Origin of the sequence: Alteromonas sp. MmMcT2-5 (genome assembly GCF_022348315.1) — a bacterium.
Classification (GTDB): Bacteria; Pseudomonadota; Gammaproteobacteria; order Enterobacterales; family Alteromonadaceae; genus Alteromonas; species Alteromonas macleodii.
The window spans coordinates 331,949-345,614 of the sequence record NZ_JAKRFB010000001.1; the positions used below are offsets into that span (position 1 = coordinate 331,949).

13 protein-coding genes are annotated in these 13,666 nt (G+C 45.5%); 3 read left to right on the forward strand and 10 right to left on the reverse strand.

Annotation, left to right across the window (positions count from 1 at the left end; translation table 11 throughout):
- Positions 1-61 precede the first annotated feature (61 nt).
- The gene (gene rnt, locus MHN09_RS01480) at positions 62-697 is read right to left on the reverse strand and encodes a ribonuclease T (RefSeq protein WP_239238760.1); all 636 of its coding nucleotides are present in this window, start codon (positions 695-697) and stop codon (positions 62-64) included.
- A 341-nt stretch (positions 698-1,038) separates the two neighbouring features.
- Between rnt and MHN09_RS01485 the strand changes: the two genes are divergently transcribed.
- A complete protein-coding gene (locus MHN09_RS01485) occupies positions 1,039-1,911 on the forward strand; it encodes an OmpA family protein (RefSeq protein ID WP_014975986.1) in 873 nt (290 codons plus the stop codon).
- A gap of 37 nt (positions 1,912-1,948) precedes the next feature.
- Here the strand turns inward: MHN09_RS01485 and glpQ are convergent, their stop codons facing one another.
- The 3 genes from glpQ to MHN09_RS01500 all read right to left on the reverse strand — a co-directional run bounded on the left by glpQ (position 1,949) and on the right by MHN09_RS01500 (position 4,650).
- Entirely contained in the window at positions 1,949-3,145 is a 1,197-nt protein-coding gene (gene glpQ, locus MHN09_RS01490; protein WP_239238761.1) for a glycerophosphodiester phosphodiesterase, read from the reverse strand.
- Between the two features lie 132 nt (positions 3,146-3,277).
- Positions 3,278-3,673, reverse strand: coding sequence for a lactoylglutathione lyase (gene gloA, locus MHN09_RS01495; protein WP_014948774.1), 396 nt, complete (start codon positions 3,671-3,673; stop codon positions 3,278-3,280).
- A 266-nt stretch (positions 3,674-3,939) separates the two neighbouring features.
- Positions 3,940-4,650: an SDR family oxidoreductase gene (locus tag MHN09_RS01500; protein WP_239238762.1), complete on the reverse strand. Its 711-nt coding sequence runs from the start codon at positions 4,648-4,650 to the stop codon at positions 3,940-3,942.
- A gap of 333 nt (positions 4,651-4,983) precedes the next feature.
- On the opposite strand from MHN09_RS01500, the gene MHN09_RS01505 reads away from it, so the two are divergent.
- On the forward strand, positions 4,984-5,196 hold the full coding sequence (locus tag MHN09_RS01505) for a cold-shock protein (protein WP_014948776.1): 213 nt from the start codon (positions 4,984-4,986) through the stop codon (positions 5,194-5,196).
- Between the two features lie 168 nt (positions 5,197-5,364).
- Positions 5,365-5,544 (forward strand): hypothetical protein, encoded by a 180-nt coding sequence (locus MHN09_RS01510; protein ID WP_039233139.1) that lies wholly within the window; start codon positions 5,365-5,367, stop codon positions 5,542-5,544.
- Between the two features lie 195 nt (positions 5,545-5,739).
- Here MHN09_RS01510 and MHN09_RS01515 read toward each other — a convergent pair whose 3' ends face one another.
- From MHN09_RS01515 to rsxC, 6 genes are all read right to left on the reverse strand, one after another.
- Positions 5,740-7,158, reverse strand: a complete 1,419-nt coding sequence (locus MHN09_RS01515) for a M20/M25/M40 family metallo-hydrolase (protein ID WP_239238764.1) — start codon at positions 7,156-7,158, stop codon at positions 5,740-5,742.
- A gap of 196 nt (positions 7,159-7,354) precedes the next feature.
- Positions 7,355-8,077, reverse strand: a complete 723-nt coding sequence (gene nth, locus MHN09_RS01520) for an endonuclease III (RefSeq protein ID WP_049585832.1) — start codon at positions 8,075-8,077, stop codon at positions 7,355-7,357.
- Between the two features lie 34 nt (positions 8,078-8,111).
- A complete protein-coding gene (locus MHN09_RS01525) occupies positions 8,112-8,804 on the reverse strand; it encodes an electron transport complex subunit E (RefSeq protein WP_039233136.1) in 693 nt (230 codons plus the stop codon).
- A 1-nt stretch (position 8,805) separates the two neighbouring features.
- Positions 8,806-9,690 (reverse strand): RnfABCDGE type electron transport complex subunit G, encoded by an 885-nt coding sequence (locus tag MHN09_RS01530; RefSeq protein ID WP_049585834.1) that lies wholly within the window; start codon positions 9,688-9,690, stop codon positions 8,806-8,808.
- On the reverse strand, positions 9,690-10,772 hold the full coding sequence (gene rsxD / locus MHN09_RS01535) for an electron transport complex subunit RsxD (RefSeq protein WP_168462729.1): 1,083 nt from the start codon (positions 10,770-10,772) through the stop codon (positions 9,690-9,692). The genes MHN09_RS01530 and rsxD overlap by 1 nt, the downstream gene beginning before the upstream one ends.
- Positions 10,772-13,663, reverse strand: a complete 2,892-nt coding sequence (rsxC, locus tag MHN09_RS01540; RefSeq protein WP_239238831.1) for an electron transport complex subunit RsxC — start codon at positions 13,661-13,663, stop codon at positions 10,772-10,774. The genes rsxD and rsxC overlap by 1 nt, the downstream gene beginning before the upstream one ends.
- Positions 13,664-13,666 lie beyond the last annotated feature (3 nt).

Sequence of the window (13,666 nt, forward strand, 5' to 3'; positions counted from 1 at the left end):
AAAGATTATAAAAAAACAGCGCCTTTTGGCGCTGTTTTTGTTTATATCAGTTTGAATAAAACTACTCTTTATTTTCTACAGGCCATCCGCCTAGCGCTTTATAGCGATTTACCATATAGCAAAATAGCTCGGTGGTCTTTTGGGCGTCATACAGCGCACTGTGCGCTTCACTTTGGTCAAATGCGATCCCCGCTGCACGGCATGCTTTTACCAAAACCGTTTGGCCTAAGGCCAATCCAGCAAGGCTGGTGGTGTCAAATGAAACAAACGGATGGAACGGCGTGCGTTTTATATTGCAGCGTTCTATCGCGGCATTGACGAAACTCTGATCGAACGTTGCATTGTGAGCAACAATAACTGAACGTTGGCAGTCTGCATTTTTTTGCGCCTTGCGGATGCCTTTACATAAGTCTTTCATGGCTTCGCTTTCTTCAATAGCCCCTCGCAATGCACAATTAGGATCGATGCCATTAAATTCTAAGGCTGCTGGCTCTAGGTTAGCGCCCTCAAAGGGGGCAATGTGATAATGAAAAGTTTGATCAGGATGAAGTATACCGTTTTCATCCATTTTCACCGTTACCGCGGCTAATTCTAACAGGGCGTCAGTGCCTGCATTAAATCCGGCTGTTTCAACGTCGATAACAACGGGAAAGTAACCTCGAAAGCGCTGGGAGAGAAGGGGCGGGTTGGCAGACATAAACACTCTTGTAAGACTCGATTGCGTTAATTGGTTGGTGACTAAAATGCGTACCAACCTGCGAAGCATATTGCGTAAAAGAATTATCGCAAGGATACTCTCGAGTTGCCAGTTGCAATTTATAAACTGTTAAATCAGGGGGCTAGCAAAAGTACAAAACGCGAATGGTATTAAACGCTAAACTTTTCTACAATTTGGACGATAATCAAATTAAGCGTGAAAAAATCATTAGGCACATTTCTTCTTTTTGTGTGAGCTAATTTGATTCATTATGTTCGGTAATTTGTGCACGTAGTGTTGTCTTTTACCTGTGTTAGTCTGATTTTCGTTATGGTGTCGAAATGGTGTCGAAATTAAAATACATCGCTTTATTGGGGATGCTGGGGTCATTGTCTTCCCACGCTGCCATGCGGCAATATTCTGCAACCATAGAAAGCTCCAACTGGCGAATAGACAAAGACACGCGACTTCAGTGTACCTTGAACCACGAACTACCCGGTTATGGCGAAGCCATGTTCACGAGCTCAGCGTCGAAGCAGCTTAATATGGAATTTGAACTGGACATGTATTTGCTGCCAAGCAAATTTGATATGGCTGCTGTTTATTCTGTACCACCTAAATGGATGCCCGGCGTTGCGCCTAAAACCATTGCCGACATGTCTATTCGTAAACAGTACAATGGCGACCTTCCGCAGGATGCGGCTTGGACTATGTTGTCTGAATTAGAAAAAGGCTTTTGGCCCACAATCTATTACCAAGATTGGTATAACAAATACGACCAAGTAAGTGTGGCATTAAACGCTAGCAACTTCTCTGGTGTGTATCGTGAATTTGTGAAGTGTGTATCGAACTTATTGCCCTTCGGCTTTGATGACATTGCCTACACGGTATTGTCGTATCAAAACAACAGTACAGAGCTAACCAAATATTCGCAGAAGCGCTTAACCATGATAGGTGAATACTTAAAAGAAGACAGCGAGCTTGAGCTTGTGCTTCTTGATGGTTACACCGATAGCTACGGCGGTCGCTATAATAATGAGCAGTTGTCTATTCGACGTGCTAACGAAGTAAAAAGCTATTTGACTACGCTAGGTGTACCTGAAGATCGAATTCAGTTGACAGGCCACGGTGAGAAACGCCATATTGCGCCAAACGATACGCGAGAAAGCCGCGCCCAAAACAGACGCGTGGTGGTGCGACTTTCAAAATCCTAGGCGCTAATTATCGCGCCTACACTCGCTTTAAAATGCGTTAGTTTAATTTTTCTCGCCACCTTAATACCGGTACTAAATGATCGGTGAAAACACCGTCAGCACCTACCACCTTGTCTAAAACTTCCAAGACTTGTTCTGAACTCATACCTGCTGGTAGTGCATCATGTCGGTAGGTGTAGGGGTGGATTGTCAGGTTATTTTCGTGGGCGTAGGCAATCCATGCCGCGGCTTCTATTTTTCCTTGAGTCATCGCTTCATTATCGAGTAAATGGCCTAACCAAGGGCCTATGCCATCGGCATACAACGCAACCTGCTGCATGCCTTCCTGAGTGCGCAGCCAGTTATAATCTGTGTCGCTTTCGCCCCAGTCGTTTTCGCCAATCAGCATCACAACTTTGCCTTTATAGCCCAGGGTTTCACGAACGCGCTTAACTTCGTTAAAATCGAAGCATTGCAGGTAGCTATTACCGCTCTCTCCACCAAACCCGTAAGCATTCAAAGCATCTACAACGATTTTACTGGCATCAACGCCTTCTTTAATGTGAAAGGCAGGGGACTTTACTTCAGGATAAACCCCGACAGACGTTCCAAATTGGCGATTTAGCTCGCTGATTAGCTCAAAGTGTTCATTTAACGTGGCAACTTTAAAATTAGCATGTGTGCCGCGGTACCTATCTTTAAAAACTTGCTTCCCGTCACTGTTAGCGCGCTCGTGTACCCGCAGTTGTCGCAGTTCTTCAAGAGTAAAATCACGCGCGTAATAGCGGCCGTCATCGCGGTGGCGTGCAGGAAACACATCTTCTACATTGGTGACCGTTTCTAAGTGGATGTCGTGTAGCACAACGGGTATGTCGTCTTTGGTGATAACAACATCTTGCTCAATAAAATCGGGGCCCAGAGAAAAGGCGAGGGTAGCTGCTTCAAGGGTATGCTCAGGTAAATAGCCCGACGCGCCGCGATGGGCTATCACGGTAAAGTGCGTTTCAACATTTTCTTTTGTGTCAGCGTGTATTTGTCCATTCTCGTTATTTGCAGCCATGGCCGAAAACGTACTGCCAGCAGCAACTGTACCGGTAAAAGCGACAACCAACGCTGGCAGAATAGCGGCCAGTTTTGCTTTTGGCTTACTGCGCAAGCTTATATTGTGCGCTGCTCGAGGCTTCCGACATATCGCTGTTCTAGCTTGGCTTTTGTTTTTATCATTTTGCGAAAATAATAAGCGGTTACGTAGCATGTAGTATCACTCCATGTGGTTTTTATCGTTTTTCCAGAGCCGCACGTTTTTAAGTTGATAGTTTGGCGATTTAAGCGTTCAAATCGCTTTGACTACGCTGGCTGCATCTTCAGTTCTTGTTTTTGAGCCATTTCATAGCGAAATGGATTTATTTTGTATGAGTTCTATTGCATACCCATCGGGGTCGCGAACAAAAGCAATAACTGTGGAGCCGCCTTTTACTGGCCCCGGTTTACGATATACATCAGCGCCGTTTGTTTCTAAGTTTTCACAAAACTGATAGATATCATCTACCTCAATCGCAATATGACCATATGCGTTACCCTTATCGTAGGTGTTGTCGCCCCAGTTGTAGGTAAGTTCTAAGACGGTACTCTCGGTTTCATCGCCATATCCCACGAAAGCTAGCGTGTATTCATACTCTTTGTTTTCAGACTGGCGAAGAAGGCGCATGCCCATGAGTGAGGTATAAAAGTGAAGAGAGGCCTCTAAGTTTTCAACTCGAAGCATGGTGTGAAGCATTCGCATAAGAGATTCCTTTTTTGAGCCATCGGAATTACTCGATGGCACACTGCACTGTGATTGCGTGTTGGCCGTAACTTTTTGTACACATAAATACGATGAGTACTTTATTTGAGTAAACGCAAACAACACGCTTTTATGTTAATCAGGAAATGTTAACGCTTTAAGACAATATTACAATTCTAGTTAAACGTACTATACCTGCGGTAACACGCCGCGATTACGAACATTTTAAGTCTCGCTGAGTGGGTAATTATCTATGCGGACTGGTATTAATAGCCCCATAGGCCGATATTATCAATTTTAAGACGGCGAGGTTGGCTCAATAGGTAAACCACCATGTTGCCTAAGTCTTCATTTTGAATTAGGCCATCGTCCACTTTCTCTGTTTCTGCTTTCTGCGACTGTATCAGTGCAGGGTTTAGGGAATGGACGTGAATACCGTAGGGGCGAACCTCTTCTTGCAACGCTTTTCCAAGCCCCACCATCGCAAATTTTGATGCACAGTAAACGCCTGCATTGGCATAGCCGTTCAATGCCGCCTGAGAAGCGATATTGATAATGTAGCCTTCCTTGTTGTTAATCATGTGAGGCACGACCTCTTTACACATGAGAAAGGTCCCTTTTACGTTAGTATCCATTACTTCGTCCCACGCTTTCTCTGAGGTTTCCCAAATAAGGGTCTCTTTACCAAAGCCACTGTTATTAATTAGGACGTGTAGCTCGCCAAATGTATCTTTGACCTTTCTAACAAAACTGGCAACATCAGCGCTTTTCGATACATCACAAACTTGGCCAATGACATTACCTGGGAATAGGGCGTCGAACTGCTCTATAGTCTGCATGACCGCAGTTTCAGTGCGCCCACAAATGGCCACGTTCATTCCTGCTTCTAGTAGAAATTGAGCGAGAGTTTTACCTAGCCCTTTTCCGCCTCCAGTAACAATGGCTGTTTTACCTTCTAACGCATACGTGTCTGTCATAATTTAAACCTATAGCAAAAAAGCAAGGTTAACCTAGCTTTCAAGTGCCTTGAGCAAACATACGTATTCAGCTTCGCCAAAAAAATTGTAAAAAAGTTGTGTTTTGGTTAAAAAATAAACTGAAAACTAGTGGACATTGCTCGCAATTACCTGTACCTTTCGCATCGCTCTAGATATGTTATTTGCTTTACCTAATACTGCGCTGTACCTCTTTTTTAAATCCTTCAAATTGAAGTTTTATATAGATATACAACTGCTTTACTAGCTTGGAGATGTCTATAGCTATTCGGTGGTTTTCCACCATCACATCAATTTTTTTAAAAGGTTTTTATTATGTCTAATTCTGTAAACGGTACAGTTAAGTGGTTCAACGAAGAAAAAGGTTTTGGTTTCATCACTCCTGAAGCTGGCGGCAAAGACGTATTCGTACACTTCCGTTCAATTGCTTCTGACGGTTTCAAAACGTTGAAAGAAGGCCAAGAAGTTAGCTTCGAAGTTGAACAAGGCCAAAAAGGTCCTCAAGCTGCTAACGTAGTAGTTCGATAAGACCTCTATGCTTATCTAAGGTCATTTCTCTTTTCTGAAGTGACCTCAAAAAAGTGGGCTCTTTCTGAAACGCTATGTTCACGCTAGAGCCTAATTATCGTTTTTCGATTTCTTTACCCAACCTGCGAGGAATTCAAAACAAACAACATTAATAAAGAAGTATTTACTATGCAATTTCAAGATTCTATCTCTACCTTTAATAGCGCCATGTCAGGTGCGTTAATCTCAAATATCTCCATAAATAAAACAACCGTTGCTTTTAAACATGCGAATACGTATCGGCATGTAGAGCTGCCATCAAGGCAAGAGGCGAAGCGATTTGTTGCCCAGCTTATTCAAGCGCAATAAAGCCTGAGTATTTCGGACGAGGTATATTTACCAATCCACATAGATCATTGCCTACTCAGAAGGCGCTGGCAAGTTTGCTAGCGGAGCGTGGGAATGCAGAATGGGTATTAGCAGAGGCGAGGGTAAGCAGAGCACTGGTAAGCATTGGCCAGCACGAGATGCACTGACCAATGTTTGATGATTACTAACGTGTAACTACTGTTTAGCTTTTAAGTCAACGTCCGAATCGGCTAACAAGTATATACTTGCTGCGTAGGCTGCAATGTTTTGCGCAAGCTCATCGGGGTCAATTTTATCTAAGGTATCATCTGGCGTATGGTGAAGATCAAAGTAATCTCTACCGTTTTGATTTAACCTAATCGTTGGTACGCCTTTCGCTGCTAGCGGAATAATGTCAGGGCCGCCGCCAGCAATGTCTGAACCGCCACGCACTATACCTAGCGGTGATAAAATCTTCGCGATTTCATCGACTAACACAGTCGCTTCGGGATTCACATTTGACACTACTTGCCAGATAGTTTGCGCACCAAAGTCAGACTCTGTGGCCAGAACGTGATTTTCAAGGTTCTTTTCGTGTTGTTTAGCGTAAGCAAAGGCACCTAATAAGCCCACTTCCTCAGCGCCAAACATGACCACACGAATGGTGCGTTTTGGGCGCTCTGGTAAAGAAGCAATCAACGCAGCCGCTGCCGTGGTAATAGCAACGCCTGCACCGTCATCAACTGCACCCGTTCCTAAATCCCAGCTGTCTAGGTGGCCGCCAATAAGGATAATTTCTTCGGGCTTCTCACTGCCCACTAAATCCAGTATTACGTTGCCGCTGTTTACTTCGCCTTTCCATTTCGATTCAGAGTGAAGCGACAATGACAGCGGTTTACCTAAGTTATGTAAACGTCGTAAATGGTCTGCGTCAGGGTTTGAGATAGCGACTACGGGGATATCTGCCCAATTATCGCCGTCTGAGCTCATCATGCCTGAGTGAGGAAAACGATGAGAGTCAGATCCTACTGAGCGCACGACCAGCGCTTCAGCGCCGCCGCGTTGAGCATGTTGCCAACCAATTCGGCGACGTTGGTTCGCTTGACCATAGCCTGCACCTGTTTGGCTTTTTACCATGGCGTCGCCGTCTACAAATGCAATTTTGCCTTTAAGGGCACCATCTTTAACTGCGGTTAGCGCGTGAATATCTCTGAAATAAACGATGTCTGCATTGATCTCGCTTTCAGAAGGCGCTGCGCCGCCAAGGGCTGTGCCGTAAAGCGGTTGGGCATAAGGCGCCGTGAGTGAAATGTGTAGGTGGCCTCTATCCCAAAATGGCATAGTGAATTCTTCTATGCTGACTTTATCAAAACCTAGACGCTCTCCTACCACCACGCCCCAATCTCTAGCTCGTTTTTCTGCTTCAGAGCCGCCCAGGCGAGGGCCAATCTCAGTGGTTAGTGATTCAACGATGCTATAGCCTAAATCACTTTTCAGGGCTTTTTGAATTAATGCTTCCGCATTTTTCTTTTGCTTGTCAGTAATGGGGGAAGTTTCTGCAAAAACACCAAAACTGCATGCACTTACTAATGCACCAAACGCTAGCCTTCTAGCGATAGTATTCAATCGAGACATGTGTTCTCCATGGATTTATTTTTATATTTCTTTTTTTATTTGCGCGAGCAAAACTCTAACCCATCCATCATAGCCAATTTGGTAGTCCCTTTCGAGGCAAACCACAAGCGTAAGTCGTGTGTTAGTCGCAAAATTTCTTTTAAGAGAAAATAAATGGAGAATAAAAAAGGAGCCTAAGGCTCCTCTCTGAAAGTTTCTATTTACGCTTCTTCTTAAGCGCCAATTTTTGCTTCTTCTCTTGTTCTTTCAGCACTTCGTTAATAAAACTCTTTCTGCCGAACTCACGTGTGATAACACACTTGTTTAAGTCGAAACCGCGGGCAGGGCAGTATTCTCTGCCATATAGGATGATTTGCAGATGCAAATCGTTCCACCTTTCTTTTGGGAACAAGCGTTTTGCGTCACGCTCTGTCTGCTCAACACTCTTCCCGTTCGACAAACCCCAGCGATACATTAATCGGTGGATATGAGTATCTACGGGAAAAGCAGGAATGCCAAAGCCTTGAGACATAACCACAGCGGCAGTCTTGTGACCCACTGCGGGCATGGCTTCTAGCGCTTCAAAGTTTGCAGGCACTTCACCGTTGTGCTGCTTGATGATCATGTCAGACAAATGCCAAATGCCTTTGGACTTCATGGGAGATAAACCACAAGGACGGATAATGTCTTGAATTTCTTCAATACTCATCAATACCATGTCGTACGGATTATCTGCCCGAGCAAAGAGCTTTGGCGTAATTTGGTTAACGCGCTCGTCTGTACATTGCGCCGATAGCAGAACCGCAATGAGTAACGTATATGGGTCTTTATGATCTAAAAAGATAGGAATTTCCGGATAAAGGTCATCCAGTATTCGCATGATTTCTTTTACTTTTTCCTGCTTAGAAAGCGGCTTGGCCGGCTCAACTACATCATTCATTTCTAAATACTTTTTTGTTTTTGATTTTTAGCGCTTAGCTTTCAGCGGTAACGCGTACCCGTTCAGCCTTCACTGCAGGCGATGTTTGCTTAGCGGCTAACTTTGCATCAATACTGTTTTTGATAGCAATGAGAAGACCCATACCTAAAAAGGCACCAGGCGGCAGTATCGCAAGCAAAAACGGATTTTCAGTGTTGAAAAGCGTTATGGTCCAGTTCTCAGCAATTGAGCCAAACAGTCTGTCTGCACCTGCTAGCAATGTACCTGCACCCAATATCTCACGCATACCACCTAAAATGACCAGCACTGCGGTAAAACCCAGTCCCATCATGAATCCGTCGTAAGCAGAGGCGAGCGGCCCATTTTTCGACGCAAAGGCCTCTGCGCGGCCTATGATGGCGCAGTTAGTTACAATCAGCGGAATGAAAATACCTAGCGCTAAGTAAAGGTCATAGGTGTATGCATTCATTAATAGCTGAACAATGGTAACGAACGCAGCAATGATCATAACAAAAACGGGAATGCGGATTTCGTTTCTTACCACATTACGAACGAGTGAAACGGTAACGTTACTGCCAATGAGTACCAACATGGTAGCAAGGCCTAACCCGAGACCATTGATAAACGTCGCGGTAACGGCCAATAGCGGGCACAAACCTAACAGTTGTACCAGCGCAGGATTGTTCTTCCAAAGCCCTTGTAAAGACAGGTCGCGAAAATCAGTCACGTTAAAGCTCCTCTACACTATGAGGTTGAGTCTCATTCACGTTAATCGCATCAATTGTTTCAACGGAATCTGTAATTGCGCAGGTGTTAGGAGCGTTGAAAAGTGCAGATTGGTTGGCCTGTGCATAAAGCAAGGCTTCGCGTACTGCTCTTACTACTGCTCTCGGCGTGATGGTAGCGCCAGTGAACTGATCGAACTCACCACCGTCCTTTTTGACCTGCCAAGGCGCCAAATTGTCGGGTGAAAAAGGCTTGTTACTGAACGTCGTTATCCAGTTGCTAACGGCAAGCTCTATTTTATCGCCAAGGCCAGGGGTTTCTTTGTGTTCGATAACGCGTACGCCAAGCACCCTCATACTGATTCTATTAGTGTTGGGCGCAGAAATATCGGACGCATTCTCGTCTTGCTCAGATGACTTCTGAGGTGTTGAGTCAAGCTCGGACAACTCCGAGAGCGCTAACGCGGTGATATTGAGATTTTCGCTCTCACCGTCGAGCGAGTCAGTACTCGAGCTGCCTTGTGTGTTTCCACCAACGTGTGCATCCACTTTTACACCAACAACGATATCGATATCTCCACTGTATCCGTCTGGAGCAGTGGCTTCTAATACTAATGCGCTAGGTTGGCCATTTAACGTCGCACGATATATTTTGTGGGCTTTTTTGTTGCCAAGTTCAGGTGCATTGACCTCTGTGCAGTTGGCGTAAAGGGCATTGTCGTGGAATTCGCTAGGCACGACTTCATTAAGTACGCTTAGCAGTTTTTGCTGCTTTTGTTGCTCAATTTTATCTTGGGTGCCAAAAAATGTGAGTGCTATTAATGCTGTGGTAACAACGGCAAACGCACCTAACATAAGGCCGTTTTTGGCCAGGCTTTCTTTCATCATTAGTGTTTACCTCGACCTTTAACGTTTTTGCCGTACACGCGAGGACGGGTATAGTAATCAATCAAAGGCACCGCCATATTCATAATAATAACCGCAAACGCTACGGCATCAGGGTAACCACCAAAGGTACGGATTATTACCACCCAAAAGCCAATAGCTGCACCAAATATAATGCGGCCTCTTGGTGTTGTTGACGCTGAAACCGGGTCGGTGGCGATAAAGAAGGCGCCTACCATTACTGCACCGTTAAACAGGTGAAATAGCGGTGAAGCGTAGTAATCGGCGTTTGCTAAATGAAGCAGTGATGCACAAATAAACACGCTTAGCAGCATACCTCCCGGGATATGCCAGCTGATAACGCGGGTCTTCCAAAGGTAGAGGCCACCAAGTAAATACGCAAGACTCACCATTCCCCACCCAGCACCAGCAGCTTCGAATACCCCGCCATCGAAGATTGGCTTCGCTAATGATTCTGAGTATGTTACTCCTTGCGTTAGGTCGGTTTTCAATGTGTCTAACGGTGTAGCCATAGTTACACCATCGGCAATGGTTTTGAGTTGAGTGACATCGTATCCGCTTGTAGTAAAACCAGTAAATATGAGTGATACCGAATCAAAGAAACTTGGCGTAATGCCAGCGTGAGTCGCAGGAGGCAGCCATAGGCTCATAGCCGCAGGGAATGAAATAAGCAGCACCACATACGCTATCATGGCAGGGTTGAAAATATTAAAGCCAAGCCCGCCGTAAACCTGTTTAGCCACCGCAATAGCGAAGAAAACACCCGTTACTGTCATCCACCAAGGTAGGGTAGGAGGAATACTAATTGCGATAAGTAAGCCGGTTAATACTGCGCTGTAATCTGTTAATGTGCGCTCGATGGGGCGATTTCTTAAAAATAAAATCACGCCTTCAATGACCAGTGCACTCACTACTGCAATGATGGCTTGAATGAGCATTCCCCAGCCAAAAAAGAAGGATTGTGCAATCATGCCAGGGAGCATGGCATAAATAACCATGCGCATGACTTGGGCAGTATCGCGTTTAACCCGTTGGTGTGGTGAACTCGATAAACTTAACTTCATTATGATTCTTTCTCTTGTTCAGCTGCTGCTTTTTTTGCTTTAGCCTTTGCTACTGCAGCTGCAATGCGCGCTTTCTTTTCATCTTGTGCCGTCGGTTGAGAAGGCGCTTGCGTACTTGTTGCTTGACCTACACGGCTAGACGATTCGCTCTGCTCATGTGCTTTACTACTTTCCTGTTCAGCAGTATTTGATGAGGTCGCTAAATTGCCATTACTGTCTTGAGCAAGTTTCTTTGCTTTAGCCTTTGTCACTGCTGCAGCAATGCGCGCCTTTTTCTCGTCAGCTTCATTTGTCGAGGCAGCGTGGTTAGCATCAGTTTGCTCGCTTCCTTGATGTTCTTCCTGCTTAGCCGCTTTTTTGGCTTTCGCTTTCGCCACCGCAGCAGCAATGCGCGCTTTTTTTTCATCCGCTTCGCTCAAGTTGTTAGCAGGATCTGATGCGCTATCACTCTGAGCACTATTATTTTGATCGCTGACGCTCTGAAAACTGGCTTCTTCTGGCGAGTTACCGTCTTGATTCTCAATACCAGCCTCGCCATCAGGGCCAGATGCTTGCGCTTTTTGCGAAGCGGCCTTTTTAGCTTTCGCTTTCGCTACTGCCGCTGCGATCCTAGCCTGCTTTTCATCTAGCTGTTCTTTGGAGTGACTGTCTGGTTGCTCATCTAATTGAGTTGGCGCACCTTGCTCTAAAACTGACTTATCAGGCTGCCCGTCTTCGCTATTTCTAGCTGCTTTTTGCGCTTTAGCTTTTGCGATTGCCGCGGCAATACGCGCTTTTTTCTGCGCTTCAGCAGTTAGCTCTGAATTAGCTTCAGTATCGGAAAGTTCAGTATGCTTTTCGCCTTGAGAGCCCGCAGGTTTTTCTGCTGAAGATGCTTCAGACTGGCTGGCTTGCGCGGCCTTTTTGGCTTTTGCTCTAGCGATAGCGGCAGCAACTTTAGCTTTTTTCTCATCTTCTGGTGATGATGACTGGTTACTTGGCTGTTCTGTGGTTGATGGTTCGACAGCGCTTTCATCTTGCGTTTCGTTTTGAGCTTGTGCGGCCTTTTTCGCTTTTGCTCTGGCGATTGCTGCAGCAACTTTTGCCTTTTTGTCATCTTCTGGCGATGACGCCTGTTCACCTTGCTTATCCGCGCTTTCAAGTTGAGCTTCATTCTGGGCTTGTGCGGCTTTTTTCGCCTTAGCTCTGGCAATAGCTGCTGCTACCTGTGCTTTTTTATCGTCTGCCGCAGTGCTTGGTTCGTTGGTATTTGTTGTATTACTTTCATCCTTTGCGTTGGCCTGCATAGCCGCTTTCTTTGCTTTCGCACGCGCAAGCGCCGCCGCTACTTTGTCCTTGGCCTCAGTTGCGCCAGCATCAACAGCGCTATTCGCATTATCGGCTACTGCATTTTCTTCTTTGGCTTTGTTGGCGGCTAATCGTGCTTCTTTTGCTTTTCTATGTTTTTCTTCGCGCTCAAGTTTTTCGCGCTCTAAACGTTCTTTACGTGCTTCAAAACGCTGTTTAGCTTTTTCGGCCTTGTTCTTTTCATCACGCTGAATGCGTATTTCGGATTTAGCCTGGCGGTAGTAATGCACCAGTGGGATTTCACTGGGGCAAACGTAAGCACATGCGCCGCACTCTATACAGTCGAAAAGGTCGTATTCTTCGGCTTTATCGTATTCTTTTGCTTTGGCGTGCCAAAACATTTGTTGGGGGAGCAACGACGCAGGGCATGCGTCGGCGCATGCGCTACAGCGAATACAGGGGCGCTCTGCATTGTCGTCTACCAGCTCTTTTTTTGCAGGAACCAGCAAACAGTTTGTGGTTTTAACCACGGGGATCGTAGCGTCTGATAAGGTAAAGCCCATCATAGGCCCGCCCATAATCACTTTAGGTGCTTTCTGTTTTTTCGGGTTGTAGTTTGCTTCATCCAATAGATGAGAGACGGGCGTACCCAACAACGCTCTAAAATTGCTTGGTGATTCAACGGCTTCACCAGTTACGGTAACAACCCGTTCAATCAGCGGCTTGCCGTGTAAAATAGCATCTGCAATGGCATAGCAGGTACCAACGTTGAACATCATCACGCCTACGTCGGCAGGCAATCCATTTCTTGGAACTTCTCGGCCAGTCAGTACCTGAATCAGCTGTTTTTCGCCGCCGGCAGGGTATTTAGTCTCAACGCTAACAACGCGATAGTCTTTCTTATCCTGACAGGCAATATTAAGTGCTTCGAAAGCCTCTGGCTTGTTGTCTTCAACCGCAACTACAATGGCCTTCGGCCCAATAAGGTGAGTAAGAATGTCTAGACCCTGGCGTATTTGCCAGGCGTGCTCACGCATCAATCGATCATCGGAAGTAATGTAAGGCTCGCACTCAATCCCATTTAAAATAAGAAACTCAACAGGTTTAGATGTTGAGGTTTTTATATGGGTAGGGAAGCCGGCACCACCCATTCCTGAAATTCCTGCTTGGCAAATAGCTTCTATAAGCTTGTTCTTATCTATGTCGCTATAATTTGCTATTGGAGAGAGGTCGCACCATGTGTCTTTACCATCAGGACGTATCGAAATACACATTTCTGTTAGGCCGCTAGGATGCGCTACAACATGCGGAGCAATCGCAACAACCTCGCCCGAGGTTGGCGCATGAACTGGCACAGAAAAAGGCGATGAGCTTTGCGAAAGAATTTGGCCTTTCGATACGGTATCGCCAACTTCTACGCAGCAGATACCGTCTGAGCCAATGTGCTGCCTTAAAGGAACAATCAATAATTCGGGTAACGACGGTTTCTTTATTACTGATGTATTAGATAGAGATTTCTTATCGTCGGGATGTACGCCACCTGGAAATGAGTACATCTTTCCCGCTTCAAGGGTTTCTATAATTGAATCAAAACTTGGATACATCAC

Excerpts from the sequence above, each read along its gene's own strand:
- rnt (WP_239238760.1), bottom strand. The coding sequence starts at position 697 with ATGTCTGCCAACCCGCCCCTTCTCTCCCAGCGCTTTCGAGGTTACTTT.
- MHN09_RS01485 (WP_014975986.1), top strand. The coding sequence starts at position 1,039 with ATGGTGTCGAAATTAAAATACATCGCTTTATTGGGGATGCTGGGGTCA.
- glpQ (WP_239238761.1), bottom strand. The coding sequence starts at position 3,145 with ATGCTACGTAACCGCTTATTATTTTCGCAAAATGATAAAAACAAAAGC.
- gloA (WP_014948774.1), bottom strand. The coding sequence starts at position 3,673 with ATGCGAATGCTTCACACCATGCTTCGAGTTGAAAACTTAGAGGCCTCT.
- MHN09_RS01500 (WP_239238762.1), bottom strand. The coding sequence starts at position 4,650 with ATGACAGACACGTATGCGTTAGAAGGTAAAACAGCCATTGTTACTGGA.
- MHN09_RS01505 (WP_014948776.1), top strand. The coding sequence starts at position 4,984 with ATGTCTAATTCTGTAAACGGTACAGTTAAGTGGTTCAACGAAGAAAAA.
- MHN09_RS01510 (WP_039233139.1), top strand. The coding sequence starts at position 5,365 with ATGCAATTTCAAGATTCTATCTCTACCTTTAATAGCGCCATGTCAGGT.
- MHN09_RS01515 (WP_239238764.1), bottom strand. The coding sequence starts at position 7,158 with ATGTCTCGATTGAATACTATCGCTAGAAGGCTAGCGTTTGGTGCATTA.
- nth (WP_049585832.1), bottom strand. The coding sequence starts at position 8,077 with ATGAATGATGTAGTTGAGCCGGCCAAGCCGCTTTCTAAGCAGGAAAAA.
- MHN09_RS01530 (WP_049585834.1), bottom strand. The coding sequence starts at position 9,690 with ATGATGAAAGAAAGCCTGGCCAAAAACGGCCTTATGTTAGGTGCGTTT.
- rsxD (WP_168462729.1), bottom strand. The coding sequence starts at position 10,772 with ATGAAGTTAAGTTTATCGAGTTCACCACACCAACGGGTTAAACGCGAT.
- rsxC (WP_239238831.1), bottom strand. The coding sequence starts at position 13,663 with ATGTATCCAAGTTTTGATTCAATTATAGAAACCCTTGAAGCGGGAAAG.